At 48.1% G+C, this 15,409-nt stretch carries 11 protein-coding genes; 7 read left to right on the top strand and 4 right to left on the bottom strand.

Annotated features, from left to right (window positions below):
• Positions 1 to 149 precede the first annotated feature (149 nt).
• The 7 genes from ACUALS_RS20075 (at position 150) to ACUALS_RS20045 (ending at position 9,263) form a co-directional block, all read left to right on the top strand.
• Complete coding sequence (locus ACUALS_RS20075) at positions 150 to 2,159, top strand: prolyl oligopeptidase family serine peptidase (protein WP_454449509.1); 2,010 nt, start codon at positions 150 to 152, stop codon at positions 2,157 to 2,159.
• A 15-nt stretch (positions 2,160 to 2,174) separates the two neighbouring features.
• Positions 2,175 to 4,310, top strand: coding sequence for a TonB-dependent hemoglobin/transferrin/lactoferrin family receptor (locus tag ACUALS_RS20070; RefSeq protein WP_454449508.1), 2,136 nt, complete (start codon positions 2,175 to 2,177; stop codon positions 4,308 to 4,310).
• 9 nt (positions 4,311 to 4,319) lie between these two features.
• Positions 4,320 to 6,596, top strand: coding sequence for a proprotein convertase P-domain-containing protein (locus ACUALS_RS20065; RefSeq protein WP_454449507.1), 2,277 nt, complete (start codon positions 4,320 to 4,322; stop codon positions 6,594 to 6,596).
• A gap of 16 nt (positions 6,597 to 6,612) precedes the next feature.
• The gene (locus ACUALS_RS20060) at positions 6,613 to 8,061 is read left to right on the top strand and encodes an Lcl domain-containing protein (protein WP_334474232.1); all 1,449 of its coding nucleotides are present in this window, start codon (positions 6,613 to 6,615) and stop codon (positions 8,059 to 8,061) included.
• On the top strand, positions 8,061 to 8,630 hold the full coding sequence (locus tag ACUALS_RS20055; protein ID WP_334474231.1) for an Lcl C-terminal domain-containing protein: 570 nt from the start codon (positions 8,061 to 8,063) through the stop codon (positions 8,628 to 8,630). Before ACUALS_RS20060 ends, ACUALS_RS20055 begins: the two co-directional genes overlap by 1 nt.
• A 90-nt stretch (positions 8,631 to 8,720) precedes the next feature.
• Positions 8,721 to 8,888: a DUF2256 domain-containing protein gene (locus tag ACUALS_RS20050; RefSeq protein ID WP_334474230.1), complete on the top strand. Its 168-nt coding sequence runs from the start codon at positions 8,721 to 8,723 to the stop codon at positions 8,886 to 8,888.
• Between the two features lie 114 nt (positions 8,889 to 9,002).
• Positions 9,003 to 9,263 carry a DUF5062 family protein gene (locus ACUALS_RS20045; protein ID WP_005469730.1) on the top strand — a complete coding sequence of 87 codons (261 nt, stop codon included), beginning with the start codon at positions 9,003 to 9,005 and terminating at the stop codon, positions 9,261 to 9,263.
• 67 nt (positions 9,264 to 9,330) lie between these two features.
• Here ACUALS_RS20045 and ACUALS_RS20040 read toward each other — a convergent pair whose 3' ends face one another.
• The 4 genes from ACUALS_RS20040 to ACUALS_RS20025 form a co-directional block, all read right to left on the bottom strand.
• Positions 9,331 to 10,110, bottom strand: a complete 780-nt coding sequence (locus ACUALS_RS20040) for a substrate-binding periplasmic protein (protein ID WP_454449506.1) — start codon at positions 10,108 to 10,110, stop codon at positions 9,331 to 9,333.
• A 347-nt stretch (positions 10,111 to 10,457) separates the two neighbouring features.
• Entirely contained in the window at positions 10,458 to 13,322 is a 2,865-nt protein-coding gene (gene gcvP / locus ACUALS_RS20035; protein ID WP_334474228.1) for an aminomethyl-transferring glycine dehydrogenase, read from the bottom strand.
• Between the two features lie 121 nt (positions 13,323 to 13,443).
• The gene (gene gcvH / locus ACUALS_RS20030) at positions 13,444 to 13,824 is read right to left on the bottom strand and encodes a glycine cleavage system protein GcvH (RefSeq protein WP_005469554.1); all 381 of its coding nucleotides are present in this window, start codon (positions 13,822 to 13,824) and stop codon (positions 13,444 to 13,446) included.
• Positions 13,825 to 13,859: 35 nt separating this feature from the next.
• Positions 13,860 to 15,155, bottom strand: a complete 1,296-nt coding sequence (locus ACUALS_RS20025; RefSeq protein ID WP_005469736.1) for a serine hydroxymethyltransferase — start codon at positions 15,153 to 15,155, stop codon at positions 13,860 to 13,862.
• Positions 15,156 to 15,409 lie beyond the last annotated feature (254 nt).

The following is a 15,409-nucleotide window of genomic DNA, read 5'->3' as shown; positions in this document are numbered from 1 at the left end:
ACTTCTTCACCAGATAAAGCAATTACTCTATAAAATTCACTCGCCAATGAGATCTAAATCACATTTATATGTAAACGATAATTGATCTCATTACCATTCTCATGCAAACTTCGGCGCCTATTAATAATTTGTATGTTGCGTTGTTTATAATGAGATTAGTGAATATTATTTTGCTTTCTTTTTCAGTATTAGCATCAAATGCTATTGCGAGTGAAGAGAGTGAGCAAAACCATCAATGGCTTCGAGACGATTCTCGCTCAAATGCCAAGGTAATTCGCTATCTTGAGCAGCGCAATCGTCAAGTCGAACAATTCCAACAAGCCCTCCAACCTCTGAGCGATGCGCTTCAAGACGAGTGGGCAAATCATCGCGTACAGCGTGGCAGTCAGCCATGGCTGATTCGTGATGGAAAAGAGTATCTGGTCACCCGCGTAGAAGGTCAACGCTGGCTAAGAGTCAGAGACGCCAATTCATCTCAAATCGTTGATCTACTCAACATCGAACAGCGAGCAAACCAGCATGACTACTATCAGCTTGGTGGCTGGTCAGTCAGCCCAGATGGACGAAAAATTGCCCTTACTGAAGACCTAGTTGGTAACGAGCAGTATCAAATGGCGGTAGTTGAAGTGGCCTCTGGTAAAGAGCAGCGCTTTAATACCAACGGTGACACTACTGTGATTTGGTCTGCCGATAGCAAGAGTGTGTACGGCATCGTGAAAACGGTTCAGGATGCCAGACCAAGTCGATTGGTGCGTTATTCGCTAGTGGATGGACAAGTCACGGACGTTTACACCGAGACGGATCAAACATGGCTTGTCTCTGCCTACCTAGCTAGCGATCGCCAATTTGCCATTGTACAAAGTAACTCTGAATCTGCCAGCGAACAGCGCGTTCTTGATCTGTCGAATGGTGAGTTGTCAGCCCCGCTAGCCAAAAGACGTGAGGGCTTCGAGTACTACGCAGACGTCGCCAAGGGCAAGCTGTATGTACAAAGCAACCGTGATGGTCAGTTCGCTCTATACTCATGCTCGCTGAGGGATTCGGACTGGCAGCTCATCTACGCGCCTAGCTCCGGCGCAGAATTGCAAACTTACTACGTTTTCCAATCAGGCCTTGCGGCGATTGAACAGAAACAAGGACAAAAAAGTCTCGTCATTTTAAACCACCGAGGTCGGGAGCAACATCGTGAGTTACTTTCTCCTTCAGGCAGTGTTGCTTGGCTGAGTCGAGTTGGGGATTACGCCAGCGACAAACTGCGTATTCGTTCAATGTCGATGACCCAACCTGCGCTTTGGGAAGAGTTCGATGTTTCTACGTTAACCCGTCGCCGATTGAGCGAAGATACGTACCCGTCATACCAAGCCGAAGAGTACCATACAGAAACGATATTCATCCCATCGGGTGGTGTCCAGGTTCCTGTGACTTTGGCGTATAAAGCGTCAATGCTGACTGAGCGATCTCCTGTGGTGGTTTACGGATATGGTGCCTATGGGTTTACGATGAAGCCTTACTTTATGCCGCAGACAATCTCATTGATGGATCGCGGGATCATTTATGCGATTGCTCATGTTCGTGGTGGTGGCTACTTTGGCGAAGCTTGGCATCAGTCGGGGCGCGGGGTCAATAAAATCAACGGCATCAAAGACTTTGTTGCTGTGTCGAAAGCGATGTCGACTTACCAAAAGGGTCAGCGAAAAGTGGCGGCAATCGGCTCGAGCGCAGGGGGAACCTTAGTCGCTGGTGCGCTCAACCAAGCTCCACAGCTATTCAGCGCGGTGAGCCTGACGGTCCCATTTGTCGATGTTGTCGCGAGTATGTCAGATTCGACGCTACCTTTGACAGCGCAGCAGTTTCAGGAGTGGGGAAATCCATCGATTCCTGAAGAGCGGGCGAAAATGGCGCAGTACGATCCCATCTTAAATCTTACCCCTGCTAACTATCCTGCGACGCTTGTTCGCGTGGGTTGGCATGATCGCCGAGTGCCTTATTGGGAGGGCGCCAAATACCTCTCACAACTAGAAGCGATCAGCTCAGGCACTGGTCCCTATCTTCTAGAGACAGATTTTGAAAGTGGACACGCTACGGATCAGCGCAAGTCTTCACAACGCCAAGCGATGGAATACGCATTTCTTATTAAACAATTACAAAAATCGGAATAACGAACCGGAGCCATCATGAAACTTTCACGAGTCAATGTTGCTGTGCTGACTGCACTGGCGACAGGCCTTGTACACGCGGAATCTAACGTCAGCACCTTTGAAGAGGTGGTCGTCACTGCCAATAAATACGAAGAATCATTGTCAAAAACCGCAGGTTCTGTCTCGGTCATTGACGGTGAAGAGATGCGTAAAAAGGGCGCGACCGAACTGTACGAAGTGCTTAAAAACGAGCCGGGTGTGAGTGTGACTGGCTCGGCGGGTACCGCACAGAACATCACGATTCGTGGTATGTCGGGGAACCGCGTTTCTGTAGTGAAAGATGGCATTTCAACATCAGATGGCTACGGTGCCAATGACTTGAACGATGTGATGGGCCATAACTCCTTTGATGTTTCATCTGCAAAAGAGATTCAAGTCGTGAAGGGCGCAAGTTCAACAAGTTTTGGTTCTGGCGCGCTTGGCGGTGTGATCATTGTTAAATCGCTCTCGCCGGAAGATTTACTCGACGGTGAGGATTTCTATGTGGACGGTGCCGCGAACTATTCCGACAACAGTAGTCGCTATAGGCTCTCATCCAACTTAGCATTCGCACTTGGCGACACTAGCTCCTTGGTTCAAGCCGCGTATTGGAGTGGTGAAGAGAGCAAATCGTACGACGAAAACTTGTGGAACCGTGAAATCGAAGGCCTTAGCGCCGCTTACACCATTCAGCACTACCTAAACGATGAATGGATGCTAAAAGCCAAAGCGGATTTCTATCGTGAACAAATGATCCGTGAAGAGGGGATCGCACCTCCTCAACGTGACGCAAAAATGGATATCGAGACGTTTTACGAAGACGAAACGCTATCTAATTACCTATTTTGGTTGGGTGCTGAATACGAGTCAGAAACCTTGCTCCTCGATACGCTAGAGACGAAAGTGTACTACCGACACACCTTGTTCAACGAAGACTCCAATAAGCTCATGTATCGTGATTCTAATGGCGTACGCCTGTTGCGTCGTGAGATAGAAAATCGTCAGTTCCAAGATCAGCTGGTTGGTTGGTCTGCAGATATGATGAAAGAACTGTATCAAGGCGAGCTGAAGCATACGCTGGTTTATGGCGGTAAGTTTGAAACGACCTATCATGAGCGCCCAGTCGATGAAAGACTTACGGACTGGCATGGCGTGAAAGTGACCCAAACTAACCCATTTGCTCCGGCAACCAGCTATTCAGTGGGCGCCTTTATTCAAGACTCTATTGAAGTAGGCAACTGGCGTGCAATGTTGGGGCTTCGCTATGACTCCTACCGCCTGAGCTCTGACAGCGGCCGTTCAATTGGGATGGAAGACCTGCCCGATAACAACAGCAGTGAGGTGTCGCCAAGTGCGTCGATTGCCTATCAATTTACCCCAGCATTTAACAGCTACTTTAGCTACAAGCATGGCTATCGCGCGCCAGAATACTCAAAAACCTATGGCTTAGTGAATCATGATTTCGTGCAAGGTAGCGCATTCATCATTATGCCTAACTTCGAGCTAGAGGAAGAAACCAGTGACAGTTTTGAAATTGGTGCCAAGTACGATGATGGCGCTATGCGCGTGTATGGGGCGGTTTTCTACAACGTATTCAGAAACTTCATTGAGCAAAAGACGGTTGGTAAACGCGCAGGAACCAATATCACCGAGGTGACCTTTGACAACCTAGATGGTGTTCGAACCTACGGTGCTGAAGCGTCGGTGGAATACTCCCTCACCAATACGATTATCGCCAGCACTAACATCGGTATCGTTGATGGAAAAGACAAAGAAGGCGATTACGTCCGTGCCATCACGCCACTAGAAGGTAATGTGGCGCTTAACTACGACAATGGAGCGCTTAACGGTTACGTGCAGCTTAACTGGGCTGACCAAATGAATCGCACCAGCGTATGTGTTAACCAGCAAAAAATCGCGGTTGACTGTGCGACCACCGCGGGCTGGGGTGCCGTTGACATCGGTCTAGGCTATGACTTTGGCAACAATACCAATATTAGTGTCAATGTCATCAACCTATTCGATCGCGAGTACATTCGCTACCAAGATATCGCGGGTCTCGAAAGCCTACACGAGGCATTCCAAACAGAGTCCGGCCGTTACTTCACCGTCAACGCACGTTACGCGTTCTAAGGATTGAACATGAAGAGACGTTATTCACTGATCGCCGCAGCGCTGATTTCTACAGGCGTTGGCGCAGGAGAGTGGGACTATCCTGCAGGCAACCAAGTGGTGAGCGACGCAGTTGCGGCGCAAGACTATTTGCAACGCCACTACCCCGAGGCAGGGACGGTGTCATTACGCTATCAAACGCAGAGCAAACTCGGTCACCAGTACAATTTCAATATTGCAGTGGACGGCGAATACCAACCGCAGCGCGCCTTAGTGGTCCATACCGACAAAGATGGCATCGTGCGACGTGTCTTCAAGAGTTTGCACGACACCATTATTCGCAACGGCGAGGCGACAAAAGCGTCTGAGTTAGAATCACCACGCCGCTTAAAAGCCCAGTATCCACCCTCTTTGGCTTCAGGGGAGGTGGTCACTGCGACAGTGAATGTAGTGGATCCAGACCTGAGAACCATGGACAGACATGTTGCGCCAGAACTGCCTTGGCTCGATGTGGCGGACTACCCAAATACCCCAAGGTTTGTTGAACACAACGTTGAAGTCTTAAAAAGTGGTGAGCATTACTACTTGTCGAATTCGCGTGTGACGCAAGTGGATGCGGAGTATTTGGAAGAGTATCAACCAGATAGCAAAACCTGGGTAAAGAGTGGCAGCGCGTCATTTTTGGCACCGGAAGGTATTGTGCAGTTTAGCCAACTCAGCGAGTTAAACACGCTCACCTTTGCCAGCAATGACTTTACTCAAGTGATGGCGTTTTACCATATCGATGAATCGTTGCGATATGTTGAATCTCTGGGCTATTCGCTATTTACAGAGCCTGTGGTGTTTGATGGTCGAGGGCTATCCAACAACAACTCAAGCTACTTCCTTGGCCCAAAGGCGGCAATGTTTGGTATTGGTGGCTCACCTGATGCGATTGATGCGGATATCGTCATTCACGAACTTGCTCATGGCATCCATTATCAAATTGTCCCTGACTGGGCATATGGCCACACCGGTGCCATGGCGGAAGGGTTTGCTGACTACTGGGCAGGCTCGGCAAGTTACAGAAAGCTTCACCAGCAAGGCTCAAAATTTGAAATTGACACCGTATTTAACTGGGATGGCTATTTCGGCAATCGTATTTCTACACGCAGTCTTTGGAACCAACGCGCGAAGTATTTTGAGACCAGTGAATATCGCGCCCACGAAAGTGTCGGTGGTGAGCTCGGGGACGAGCTATGGTCGACACCTTTATTCCAAACCTTAAAGCAGGGCGTCGAAAAATACGGAGAAGAGGCGTTCACCGAAATAGATACCCTAGTCTTGGAGTCGATGTTTGGCCTTGGCCGCGGTATGAAGATGCACGATCTAGTTGAGAGCATGTTGTACACCGCTAAGACGCTTTATCCGGAGAAAGAGTATTACGACATTCTCAAGCGCAACTTCGCCACTCATGGTCTAGAGAAAGCGCCGTTTGTGCTTGAAGTCGACAGCCGTTACGTTGATCCCGCTCAGCCGATGGCGGTTCGTTTGATTGCCAATGGGCGCCAAGCCTCGGTTGATGGAACGGTGATGACCTCGAGCGGCCATCAAGCAGTCATTAAGCAAGACAAGTTTTCTGTTGCAAACCAAAGGATTCAGCTCGATGGTGAGGCGTTGTGCGCCAAGCCGTTTGAACTGGATGCGAATATTGGTTACCAGTACGGCCCTGATTTACGCATGCTCAATTGGACCGACAATCGCACACTGATTATGGGCATTCCACAGCTTAGCCAGCCATTAAAGGTTCAAAATTCCGCGTTGCCAGACGCTTCGTTGGCAAGCAACGGTACCTTCAACGCTGGATTCAAGAGCTTTAACTTCATCATCAATGACAAACAAACGGTCACTGAAGATTTCGGTGTCTATCTCAAGTTCCAGCACCAACAAATGAGCGATTTGCAGGTGGAGCTCGTCTCGCCATCGGGAGTTAGGCAAACATTGATCGCCAATCCCCGTTATTCACTGAGTGAAAAGCGTTTCTATTGGGTGGCGAAACATGATCCTCAGCTTCAATCCTTTGTTGGGGAGCCGCTTAATGGCACTTGGCGACTGGAAGTTTCCGATGTCGGTATAGGCGATACCGGGACATTGGTCGAATGGGCAATCGGTTCAGTCGAGCGTTATAGCTGTGAGCAGACGACCGACAGTACAGAAAACAACAACACCAACAATAAATCCGGCACAGGGGGAGGTGCGTTCTCATGGGGGCTTTGGCTTCTTGGAGGACTATTACTCTGGCGTCGTGAGCAAAAACACACTCATTAATTTAGAAAGCAGCAATATGAAAACTCAACTTACTTTGCTTGCCGCAGCTGTGATGTTAGCAGGTTGCGGTGGCTCAGGAGGCTCTGATGAGAGTGCTCCAACCTATACTCTTTCCGGAACAGTGAAAGCACAGTCTATTCAAGGCAATGAAAAAGTATGTGCTGACCTGAACCAAGACTTTGTGTGCGGTTCAGGTGAGCCAAGCACGACAGCCAGCAATGGTCAGTACTCCATTACCAGTACGAGCAAGGCCATTTTGGAAAACCCAATCGTGGTTGAAATTGACACAGGTTCGACGGCGCTGAACACGCGCGCGGATGCTGCTAACCAAACCGCGATCTTGGTTGCGCCGGCGCAGAACAAATTAGCGGGCAACGATATCAGTGCGGTGTCGACTCTAGTGGCTGGGTACGTAGCTTCTGGTGAGAGCTTAGCAAGGTCAGTGGCTCGCGTAGAATCACACTTTAAAGCGCTGGGTTTACCTTCAGACGACATCATGCAGCAAGTTGACGACGCAGCGTTTCAGACTCTGGAAAAAAACATTCTTACGCTAACCAGTGCGATGGAAGAGTCTAATCGAAACGATCAAGTGTTTGCGTTGGCGGTTCAACTTGATGACCAGACCACCACGTTAGGCAAAGAGTTGTTAACGGATCAAAGCGCGAAAGCGATGATGGTAAAACTCGCTTCTCAGATTACGTTATCTCAAATTGCATACCGTGATCACAATGATACTGGGATTACATCTTATGTAACTGATGGTGGTTATGTGGATCAATCACCAGCCGATTACCCGGGTCAAGACGCCGACTTTGGTCATGATAAAAACGATGGCGGCTTTAAATTTATGAAGCTGGATGCGTCAGGCAAAGCACTCTCTGAAGACGCTGCCGAGTGGTCGTGTGTACAGGATCAACGCAGTGGTTTGATTTGGGAATCGAAGCTAGATAACGCAGGCTCTCCACGCCATTTTGATCGTCTGTTTGCTTACCAAGAAAGTGGAGTGATTGAACCGTACATCGAAGACATTAACATCTTAGGTTGTCGCAGTACGGACAACATCTGTACCACAGAAGAGTACGTGAATTACCTAAACAAAGAGGCGGTGTGTGGCATTACCAATTGGCGTTTACCGACCTCCCACGAAGTGTATAACTTGATTGATTTCGGTGAGACAGAAACGGACGCAGACAACCAAGCCTACGGTTTTACCAAGCAGTTTTTCCCGCTGCAAAGCAAAGCGAGTTACTACGAAACGGGCGTGATTTGGACCAAGTTCGCATCGTTCTCTGAGTACTCGGATCAAGCCGCTGCGAATGGACACTTCTTTAATGCAATTGAAACTCGAGGTGAATCTCGTGGTTCGATTTCACCGCAAGAAATATACACCAGCGAGACGCCAACGGATAACTCCGACTCTTATCAATTTGCGGTTCGTTTAGTGGCATACCCGGAGAACAAATAATGAAAAAACTGACAATCGGTATCGCGTTAAGTTTGGTATCCACTTTTTCTATGGCCGCTCAAGAGTGCCATGTTGATTTTAGTAAAAGTGCGCCGAACATTCGTTACGAATTTAATGACAATGGCACCATAAAAGACAAAGTCACAGGGTTAACCTGGATGCGCTGTGCTGTGGGGCAAGAATGGAATGCAGAGCAAGCGACTTGTACGGGAAACGCAACAGGTATGTTTTGGCAGGCAGCATTAAATGAAGTGGTGTCGATCAACCAAAGTGAGAGCCACAAATTGCACCAATTTGGTGGTAAGCAAAAATGGCGCATGCCGAATATCAAAGAGTTGGTGAGCTTGGCTGAATTTTCCTGTCGTACGCCAGCGCTAAATACCAAAGCTTTCCGTGGCGCCTTCGACACACGTACAGATGATGCCGATCTGACGTCTTACTTGTGGAGTAACCACCACCTTCCAGACACGCAAAGAATCATGACATTTGACACGCGTAACGCGCAGGTCTTTAGCTACGGCATGTCTCAATCAAAACTCGGTGTCTTGCTGGTGGCGGACGAAGAGTAATAAACACAAGCGAGCCTTCGGGTTCGCTTTTTTGATCTCATTGCTGACATTATCGGTAACAGATTAAAACAATCTTAAAGCGACCATGAGATGAGAAAATCAACCACTGCCAAAGGATTTAAAGCGCACCTCGATACCAAGGTATGCCCTGTTTGCCTGCGTCCATTCAGTTGGCGCAAAAAGTGGCGAAATAACTGGGCCAATGTGATCTATTGCTCAGATGGGTGTAGAAAACGCAAAACCGTCAGCATGGGTTAGGCGATGCGAAGTGATGTTGTGTGGTGCGTCACTAATCTGCGATTGGATTAACACGACAAAACCAGAGATTAAGGTACTCTAAAGCGGACTAGTGATAGAGAGAGGACACCATCGATGTCGAAAAGCACAAAACTACAACATGAAGACAAATTGGTAAAAAAAGCGCTCGAAATTGGTGGCAAGATGGCCAAGATGCAAGGGTTTGATTTACCGCAGTCCCCTCAACCGGTTCGAGTCAAAGCCATCTACTTGTTCTTAGTTGATGCCAAACAAATTACGCCATTGCCAGAAAGTAAATTGGATGGCGCAAATATCAAACACAGACTGGCACTTTGGATACACAGTGCTCTGCCAGATAATGATCCATTGAAGTAGGCCGCCTCTCTACGTGCGCGATTTGTTTGTTCGGACGTTTGCCTTATCTTTGCGTTTACGTCCGATTTTAGCGTAACAAATACTTGTTCATATGATTTGTAATGCTCTCATCGCGAACATTACCAATGGTTGACCACATCTGACCCACTAACTCTGGGTTCTCTGCCGCGAAGCGCTGGCTGAAAATCAGATAGTAGTACTTTCTGAGTATTGGTGGGTTGACCTTCACGATATTGGGTAATTGGTTCTTTTCGATGTAACTGTCGGCGATGTTACTTTGGATCGCCACTGCCGATACACGTCGCTTCTTCAACAATTCGAACAGTTGAGCGGTACTCGGCATCTCCAATGTTTCTATACCTTTATCAGATAACACCTTCTGAATAGAAAATCCGTTATGCACTCCGATTGGACTTGTGATATTTGCCGATAGGTTTATCCCGTCCCACTCCAGTGATTGATCACGAAGGTGATAAAAAAAGTAATCGAGTGTCGCGATACGCAATGCGCTGTCAGCTTGGCTATCTTTGGTGGGATAAGCCGCGTACCGGGCTCGTTCTGGACTATAAGAGAAAATAAAACCGCCATCGACTTGATTCGTTTTGATTTGCTGAAGGACTCTTTTGCCCGGCATTCGAACGTATTCGATTTCTACACCCAAGGTGTCAGCGGCCTGTTCTATGATATCGATGGATAGCCCAGGCGGTGAGGCGACTGCATTACCGTTGCCCATTTGGAACGGAAATGATTCAACGTCAGAGTAGGCAAGTCTGATGGTTTTAGGCGATGAGGCATAAGCATTAAAAGCGGACATACACATCACAAGTACGATTAATAAAGAGCGCATTCAATTCTTTCCGTAGAGTTATAATTATCACTTTTCCCACATCAATTTGTTGGTGCAAAGTGTCGGTTATTAGATTTTATCGATAATCTTAGTTTGTTACTGTCTACTGATTCTCGCTTTGAAACGATGACAATCAGGGTTGTCCCTTCTATTGTTAGGCTAGACAGATAGTTCCTTAGATTGGCTTGTTAAACAATCCACTCAGCCTTGAGTTTAGAAGAACCAAATTCACAGTGCCACTTCGGAAAGATTGGCGCGGCAGCGATTACAAAAAGGCGAACCTTGTGGTTCGCCTTTGGCTATTTAAGTAAGTTTCCAACTTGGTTATCTGTGATCAACCAGAAAAATTACTCTTCGTAGTTGTCGATGCTTGGACACGAACAGATCAAGTTGCGGTCACCATAAACGTTGTCTACGCGGTTCACGGTTGGCCAGTATTTCCACTGCTTAGTTGCAGGAGAAGGGAAGCAACCCATTTCGCGAGGGTATGGGCGATCCCACTCTTCACTTGCAAGGTCAACTTGCGTGTGAGGTGCGTTCACTAGTGGGTTGTTGTCTAATGGCCATGCACCTTCGTGAACCGCTGTGATCTCTTCACGAATCGCGATCATTGCATCACAGAAACGGTCGATCTCTTCTAGATCTTCTGACTCTGTTGGCTCAACCATCAGCGTACCTGCAACCGGGAACGACATGGTTGGCGCATGGAAACCGTAGTCCATTAGACGCTTGGCGATATCTTCTTCACTGATGCCTGTTTCTTCTTTAAGCGGGCGAATATCGATAATACATTCGTGCGCGACGCGGCCGTTTGTACCACGGTAAAGAACAGGGTAGTGAGGGCGCAGGCGCTCCATCATGTAGTTGGCGTTTAGAATCGCTACCTTAGTCGCCTCAGTGAGACCTTCTTCACCCATCATTGCGATGTAAGCCCAAGAAATAGGTAGAATAGATGCACTGCCTAGATCTGCTGCTGATACTGCGAACTCTTCACCTTCAACACCGTTTTCGATGTGACCCGGTAGGAAAGGTGCTAGGTGCGATTTCACACCGATAGGACCCATACCCGGACCACCACCACCGTGTGGAATACAGAAGGTTTTGTGCAGGTTAAGGTGAGAAACGTCAGAGCCGATAAGACCAGGAGACGTTAGACCAACCTGTGCGTTCATGTTCGCGCCATCTAGGTAAACTTGACCGCCAGCGGCATGAACCATTTCACACACTTCTTTCACTTGCTCTTCGTAAACGCCGTGCGTAGAAGGGTAAGTGATCATGATGCTTGATAGGTTATCCGCGTGCTTTTCGATTTTCGCTGCTAGGTCTGTCATGTCGATGTTGCCATCGTCATCACACTTAACCACAACCACTTTCATTGAAACCATTGAAGCGGTAGCAGGGTTTGTCCCGTGCGCTGAGCTTGGGATCAAACATACGTTACGGTGCCCTTCACCACGGCTCTCGTGGTAGCGTTGAATCGCGATTAGACCTGCGTACTCACCTGATGCGCCTGAGTTAGGCTGTAGTGAGAAGTCATCGTAGCCTGTGATTTCACACAGCTTCTCTTTTAGATCTTTCGCTAGCGCAGAGTAACCCGCCGCTTGCTCGATTGGTGCGAATGGGTGAATCGAACCAAACTCTGGCCATGTTACTGGGATCATCTCAGCGGCGGCGTTCAGCTTCATTGTGCAGCTGCCTAGCGGGATCATACCGTGAGTCAGTGAGAAGTCTTTGTTCTCAAGCTGTTTTAGGTAACGCATCATCTGCGTTTCGCTGTGGTGCGTGTTGAATACTGGGTGCGTTAGGTATTTTGAAGTACGACGAAGCGCTTCAGGAATCGCTGCAAATTCGTTGCTCGCAATTTCTGATGACAGTGCGTTTACGTCTTGTTCTACGCCAAATACGGCAAATAGCGCTTCAACGTCAGCAACGGTTGTTGTTTCATCTAAGCTAACACCGAGTTGAGTTGGCAGTTTGCGCAGGTTGATGTCAGCTGCTTGAGCTTTTGCGTACAGCGCTTGAGTCTGTTCACCAGAATTGATAGTGATGGTATCGAAGAAGCTGTTGTGCGCGAGTTCGAAGCCAGCTTTAGTTAGACCTGCAGCCAAAATAGCAGTCATGTGGTGAGTACGACGAGCAATAGTACGCAAGCCTTCTGCACCGTGGTAAACCGCGTAGAACGATGCCATGTTTGCTAGTAGTGCCTGAGCGGTACAGATGTTTGATGTCGCTTTTTCACGGCGGATGTGCTGCTCACGAGTCTGCATCGCCATACGTAGTGCTTGGTTACCGTTCGAGTCGATAGAAACACCGATAACACGGCCTGGCATCGTACGTTTGTGCTTGTCACGTGTTGCCATGAATGCAGCGTGAGGACCACCGTAACCCATAGGTACGCCAAAGCGCTGTGCTGAGCCGATCACGACATCTGCGCCCATTTCACCTGCTGGCTTAAGTAGAGTTGAAGCGAGTAGGTCTGTAGCAACCGTGACTAGGGTTTTGTTAGCTTGCGCTTTAGCGATGATGTCCGTTAGGTCGCGAACTTCACCGGTTGTACCAGGGTACTGAACAAGCGCACCAAACACGTCTTGCTCTGGTAGCGACTCTAATGAACCGACTTGTACGTCAAAGCCGATGTACTTAGCGCGAGTTTTAACAACTTCTAGCGTTTGAGGGTGTACATCATCTGCAACAAAGAAGACGTTGCTCTTGCTCTTACCAGCGCGCTTACATAGCGTCATTGCTTCGCCTGCTGCTGTTGCTTCGTCAAGCAGTGAGGCGTTAGCAATGTCCATTGCGGTTAGGTCCATCACCATTTGCTGGAAGTTAAGCAGTGCTTCTAGGCGGCCTTGCGAAATCTCTGGCTGATAAGGGGTATATGCTGTGTACCAACCTGGATTTTCCAGCACATTACGCAGGATTACGTTTGGCGTGAAAGTGTTGTAGTAACCTTGGCCGATGAACGTACGTTTGATTTGGTTTTGGTCGGCAAATTCGCGCATGGCAACCAACATGTCAGCTTCGCTTTTTGCTTCGGCCAGTGTCATTGGTTTTTCTAGGCGGATTTGCGCTGGAACTGTTTCATCAATCAACGCGTCTAGGTTTGCAACGTTGATCGCTTCCAACATTTTTTGTTGGTCAGATTTGTTTGGACCGTTGTGGCGAGCAACGAACTCATTTTGTGTGCTGAGGCTTTGAAGTAATTCAGTCATTGTCCTTTACCTACTCCATCGTTCGGTTATCGGTTGTCACTACTGACAATATTGCTTATACGTCCGAACTTTGAAAAAAAGCTGCCTCTGAGAACAGGGGCAGCCTTGCTAATTTTCCTAATTACTCGTCTTCGATTGAGTTTAGGTACTCTTCTGCGTCTTTTAGGTTGTCGAGTTCAGATGCATCAGACATCTTCACTTTCACGATCCAACCGCCTTCATACGGTTCTTCGTTGATTAGCTCTGGGCTGTCTTCTAGTTCTTCGTTGATTTCTACGATTTCACCGGTGATTGGTGCATAGATGTCAGACGCTGCTTTTACAGATTCAACCAGTGAGAAGCTTTCACCTGCTTCAACTTCGTCTTCAACCTCTGGTAGGTCAACGAATACAACGTCACCCAGCATTTCTTGTGCATGCTCAGAAATACCGATCGTTACTGTGCCGTCACCGTTATCGCGTACCCACTCGTGGCTATCTGCAAACTTCAGTGTTTTGTCCATTGCTTAATCTCCAAAAATAACTTTGATTAAATTGTTTATTGGTAAAGTGGGAAGCGATTGCACAGTGCTTTCACTTCTTTGCGAACGCGTTGTTCAACTTCTGGGTTGCCTTCTGGGTTTTCTACCAACCCGTCAAGAACGTCGCCAATCCAATTACCGATGAGTTTGAATTCTTCAGCGCCAAAGCCGCGGCTTGTGCCCGCAGGCGTCCCTAATCGAATGCCCGATGTAATCATAGGCTTCTCTGAATCGAATGGGATGCCATTTTTATTACATGTGATCCCCGCACGTTCTAGTGCTTCTTCTGTCACGTTCCCCTTCAAACCCTTAGGGCGAAGGTCGACCAACATTAGGTGAGTATCTGTACCGCCGGTCACAATGTCGCACCCGCGAGTTTGCAATACTTCAGCAAGAACTTTTGCGTTGTTGATCACTGAATCAATATAAGTTGAAAATTCTGGACCGAGCGCCTCGCCAAACGCGACGGCTTTAGCCGCGATAACGTGCATTAATGGGCCGCCTTGTAGGCCAGGGAACACGGCAGAGTTGATTTTCTTGATGATGTCTTCGTGGTTAGTCAGAATCATACCGCCACGTGGGCCGCGCAATGTCTTATGTGTTGTGGTTGTAACAACGTGAGCATGCGGCAGTGGGCTAGGGTGCGCGCCTGTCGCAATCAGACCGGCAATGTGCGCCATGTCGACCATTAGGATTGCATCAACTTCGTCTGCGATTTCGCGGAACTTAGCAAAGTCGATGGTGCGTGGAATAGCACTACCGCCTGCGATGATCATTTTTGGCTTGTGCTCAAGAGCCAGTTCTCGAACCGCGTCGTAATCAATTTCTAGTGTGTCGCGATCCACGCCATACTGAACGGCGTTGAACCATTTACCAGAAAGCGCAGGGCGAGCGCCGTGGGTAAGGTGACCACCTGCATCTAGAGACATGCCTAGAATAGTGTCGCCTGGTTGAAGAAGTGCCAGTTTCACTGCGCCATTTGCTTGCGCACCAGAGTGAGGTTGAACGTTTGCGTAGCCACACTTGAAAAGTTGCTTCGCGCGTTCGATAGCGATTGCCTCTACTGTATCAACGTGTTCACAGCCACCGTAGTAACGACGGCCAGGGTAACCTTCTGCATATTTATTGGTTAGGCAGGTGCCTTGGGCTTGCATGACTGCTTTAGATACAATGTTCTCAGAAGCAATCAGCTCAATTTGTTCGTTTTGACGTGTGTTTTCCGCTTGAATCCCAGCGAACACAGCGTCGTCAGTAGCAGCAAGATTAGTCGAGAAAAAATTCTCTAGGCTGTGATTTTGGTACGTTTTGTTCATGGTAGATGACCTTCCATTAATGCCGATGAGATAGTTATTTAGGTTTGTAGTTCTCATCAGTCTTTTTCTAGTACTGCTCTTCTCTATGTAAGAGCAAAGCGACATTTAACGCCCCAAAACTCAGTATTCAATCCGTGGGGCAAAACCGAAAACAATTGTTAAATCTATCAAGCAACCGATTCGGAAATAGCATCTCTACAACTAACAAGTTGGTAACATAGCGGTTGTCGTAACAACAATCAACCAAAAATTTC

It is taken from the genome of Vibrio sp. NH-7 (assembly GCF_053643215.1).
Note: the sequence above shows the minus strand (reverse complement) of the source record. Positions and strands in the feature narration are given on the sequence as shown.

What these genes read in the sequence shown, in the direction of transcription:
- gcvH (WP_005469554.1), bottom strand. Translation starts at nt 13,824, where the DNA reads ATGGACAAAACACTGAAGTTTGCAGATAGCCACGAGTGGGTACGCGAT.
- ACUALS_RS20065 (WP_454449507.1), top strand. Translation starts at nt 4,320, where the DNA reads ATGAAGAGACGTTATTCACTGATCGCCGCAGCGCTGATTTCTACAGGC.
- ACUALS_RS20025 (WP_005469736.1), bottom strand. Translation starts at nt 15,155, where the DNA reads ATGAACAAAACGTACCAAAATCACAGCCTAGAGAATTTTTTCTCGACT.
- ACUALS_RS20075 (WP_454449509.1), top strand. Translation starts at nt 150, where the DNA reads ATGAGATTAGTGAATATTATTTTGCTTTCTTTTTCAGTATTAGCATCA.
- ACUALS_RS20055 (WP_334474231.1), top strand. Translation starts at nt 8,061, where the DNA reads ATGAAAAAACTGACAATCGGTATCGCGTTAAGTTTGGTATCCACTTTT.
- ACUALS_RS20060 (WP_334474232.1), top strand. Translation starts at nt 6,613, where the DNA reads ATGAAAACTCAACTTACTTTGCTTGCCGCAGCTGTGATGTTAGCAGGT.
- ACUALS_RS20045 (WP_005469730.1), top strand. Translation starts at nt 9,003, where the DNA reads ATGTCGAAAAGCACAAAACTACAACATGAAGACAAATTGGTAAAAAAA.
- ACUALS_RS20070 (WP_454449508.1), top strand. Translation starts at nt 2,175, where the DNA reads ATGAAACTTTCACGAGTCAATGTTGCTGTGCTGACTGCACTGGCGACA.
- gcvP (WP_334474228.1), bottom strand. Translation starts at nt 13,322, where the DNA reads ATGACTGAATTACTTCAAAGCCTCAGCACACAAAATGAGTTCGTTGCT.
- ACUALS_RS20050 (WP_334474230.1), top strand. Translation starts at nt 8,721, where the DNA reads ATGAGAAAATCAACCACTGCCAAAGGATTTAAAGCGCACCTCGATACC.
- ACUALS_RS20040 (WP_454449506.1), bottom strand. Translation starts at nt 10,110, where the DNA reads ATGCGCTCTTTATTAATCGTACTTGTGATGTGTATGTCCGCTTTTAAT.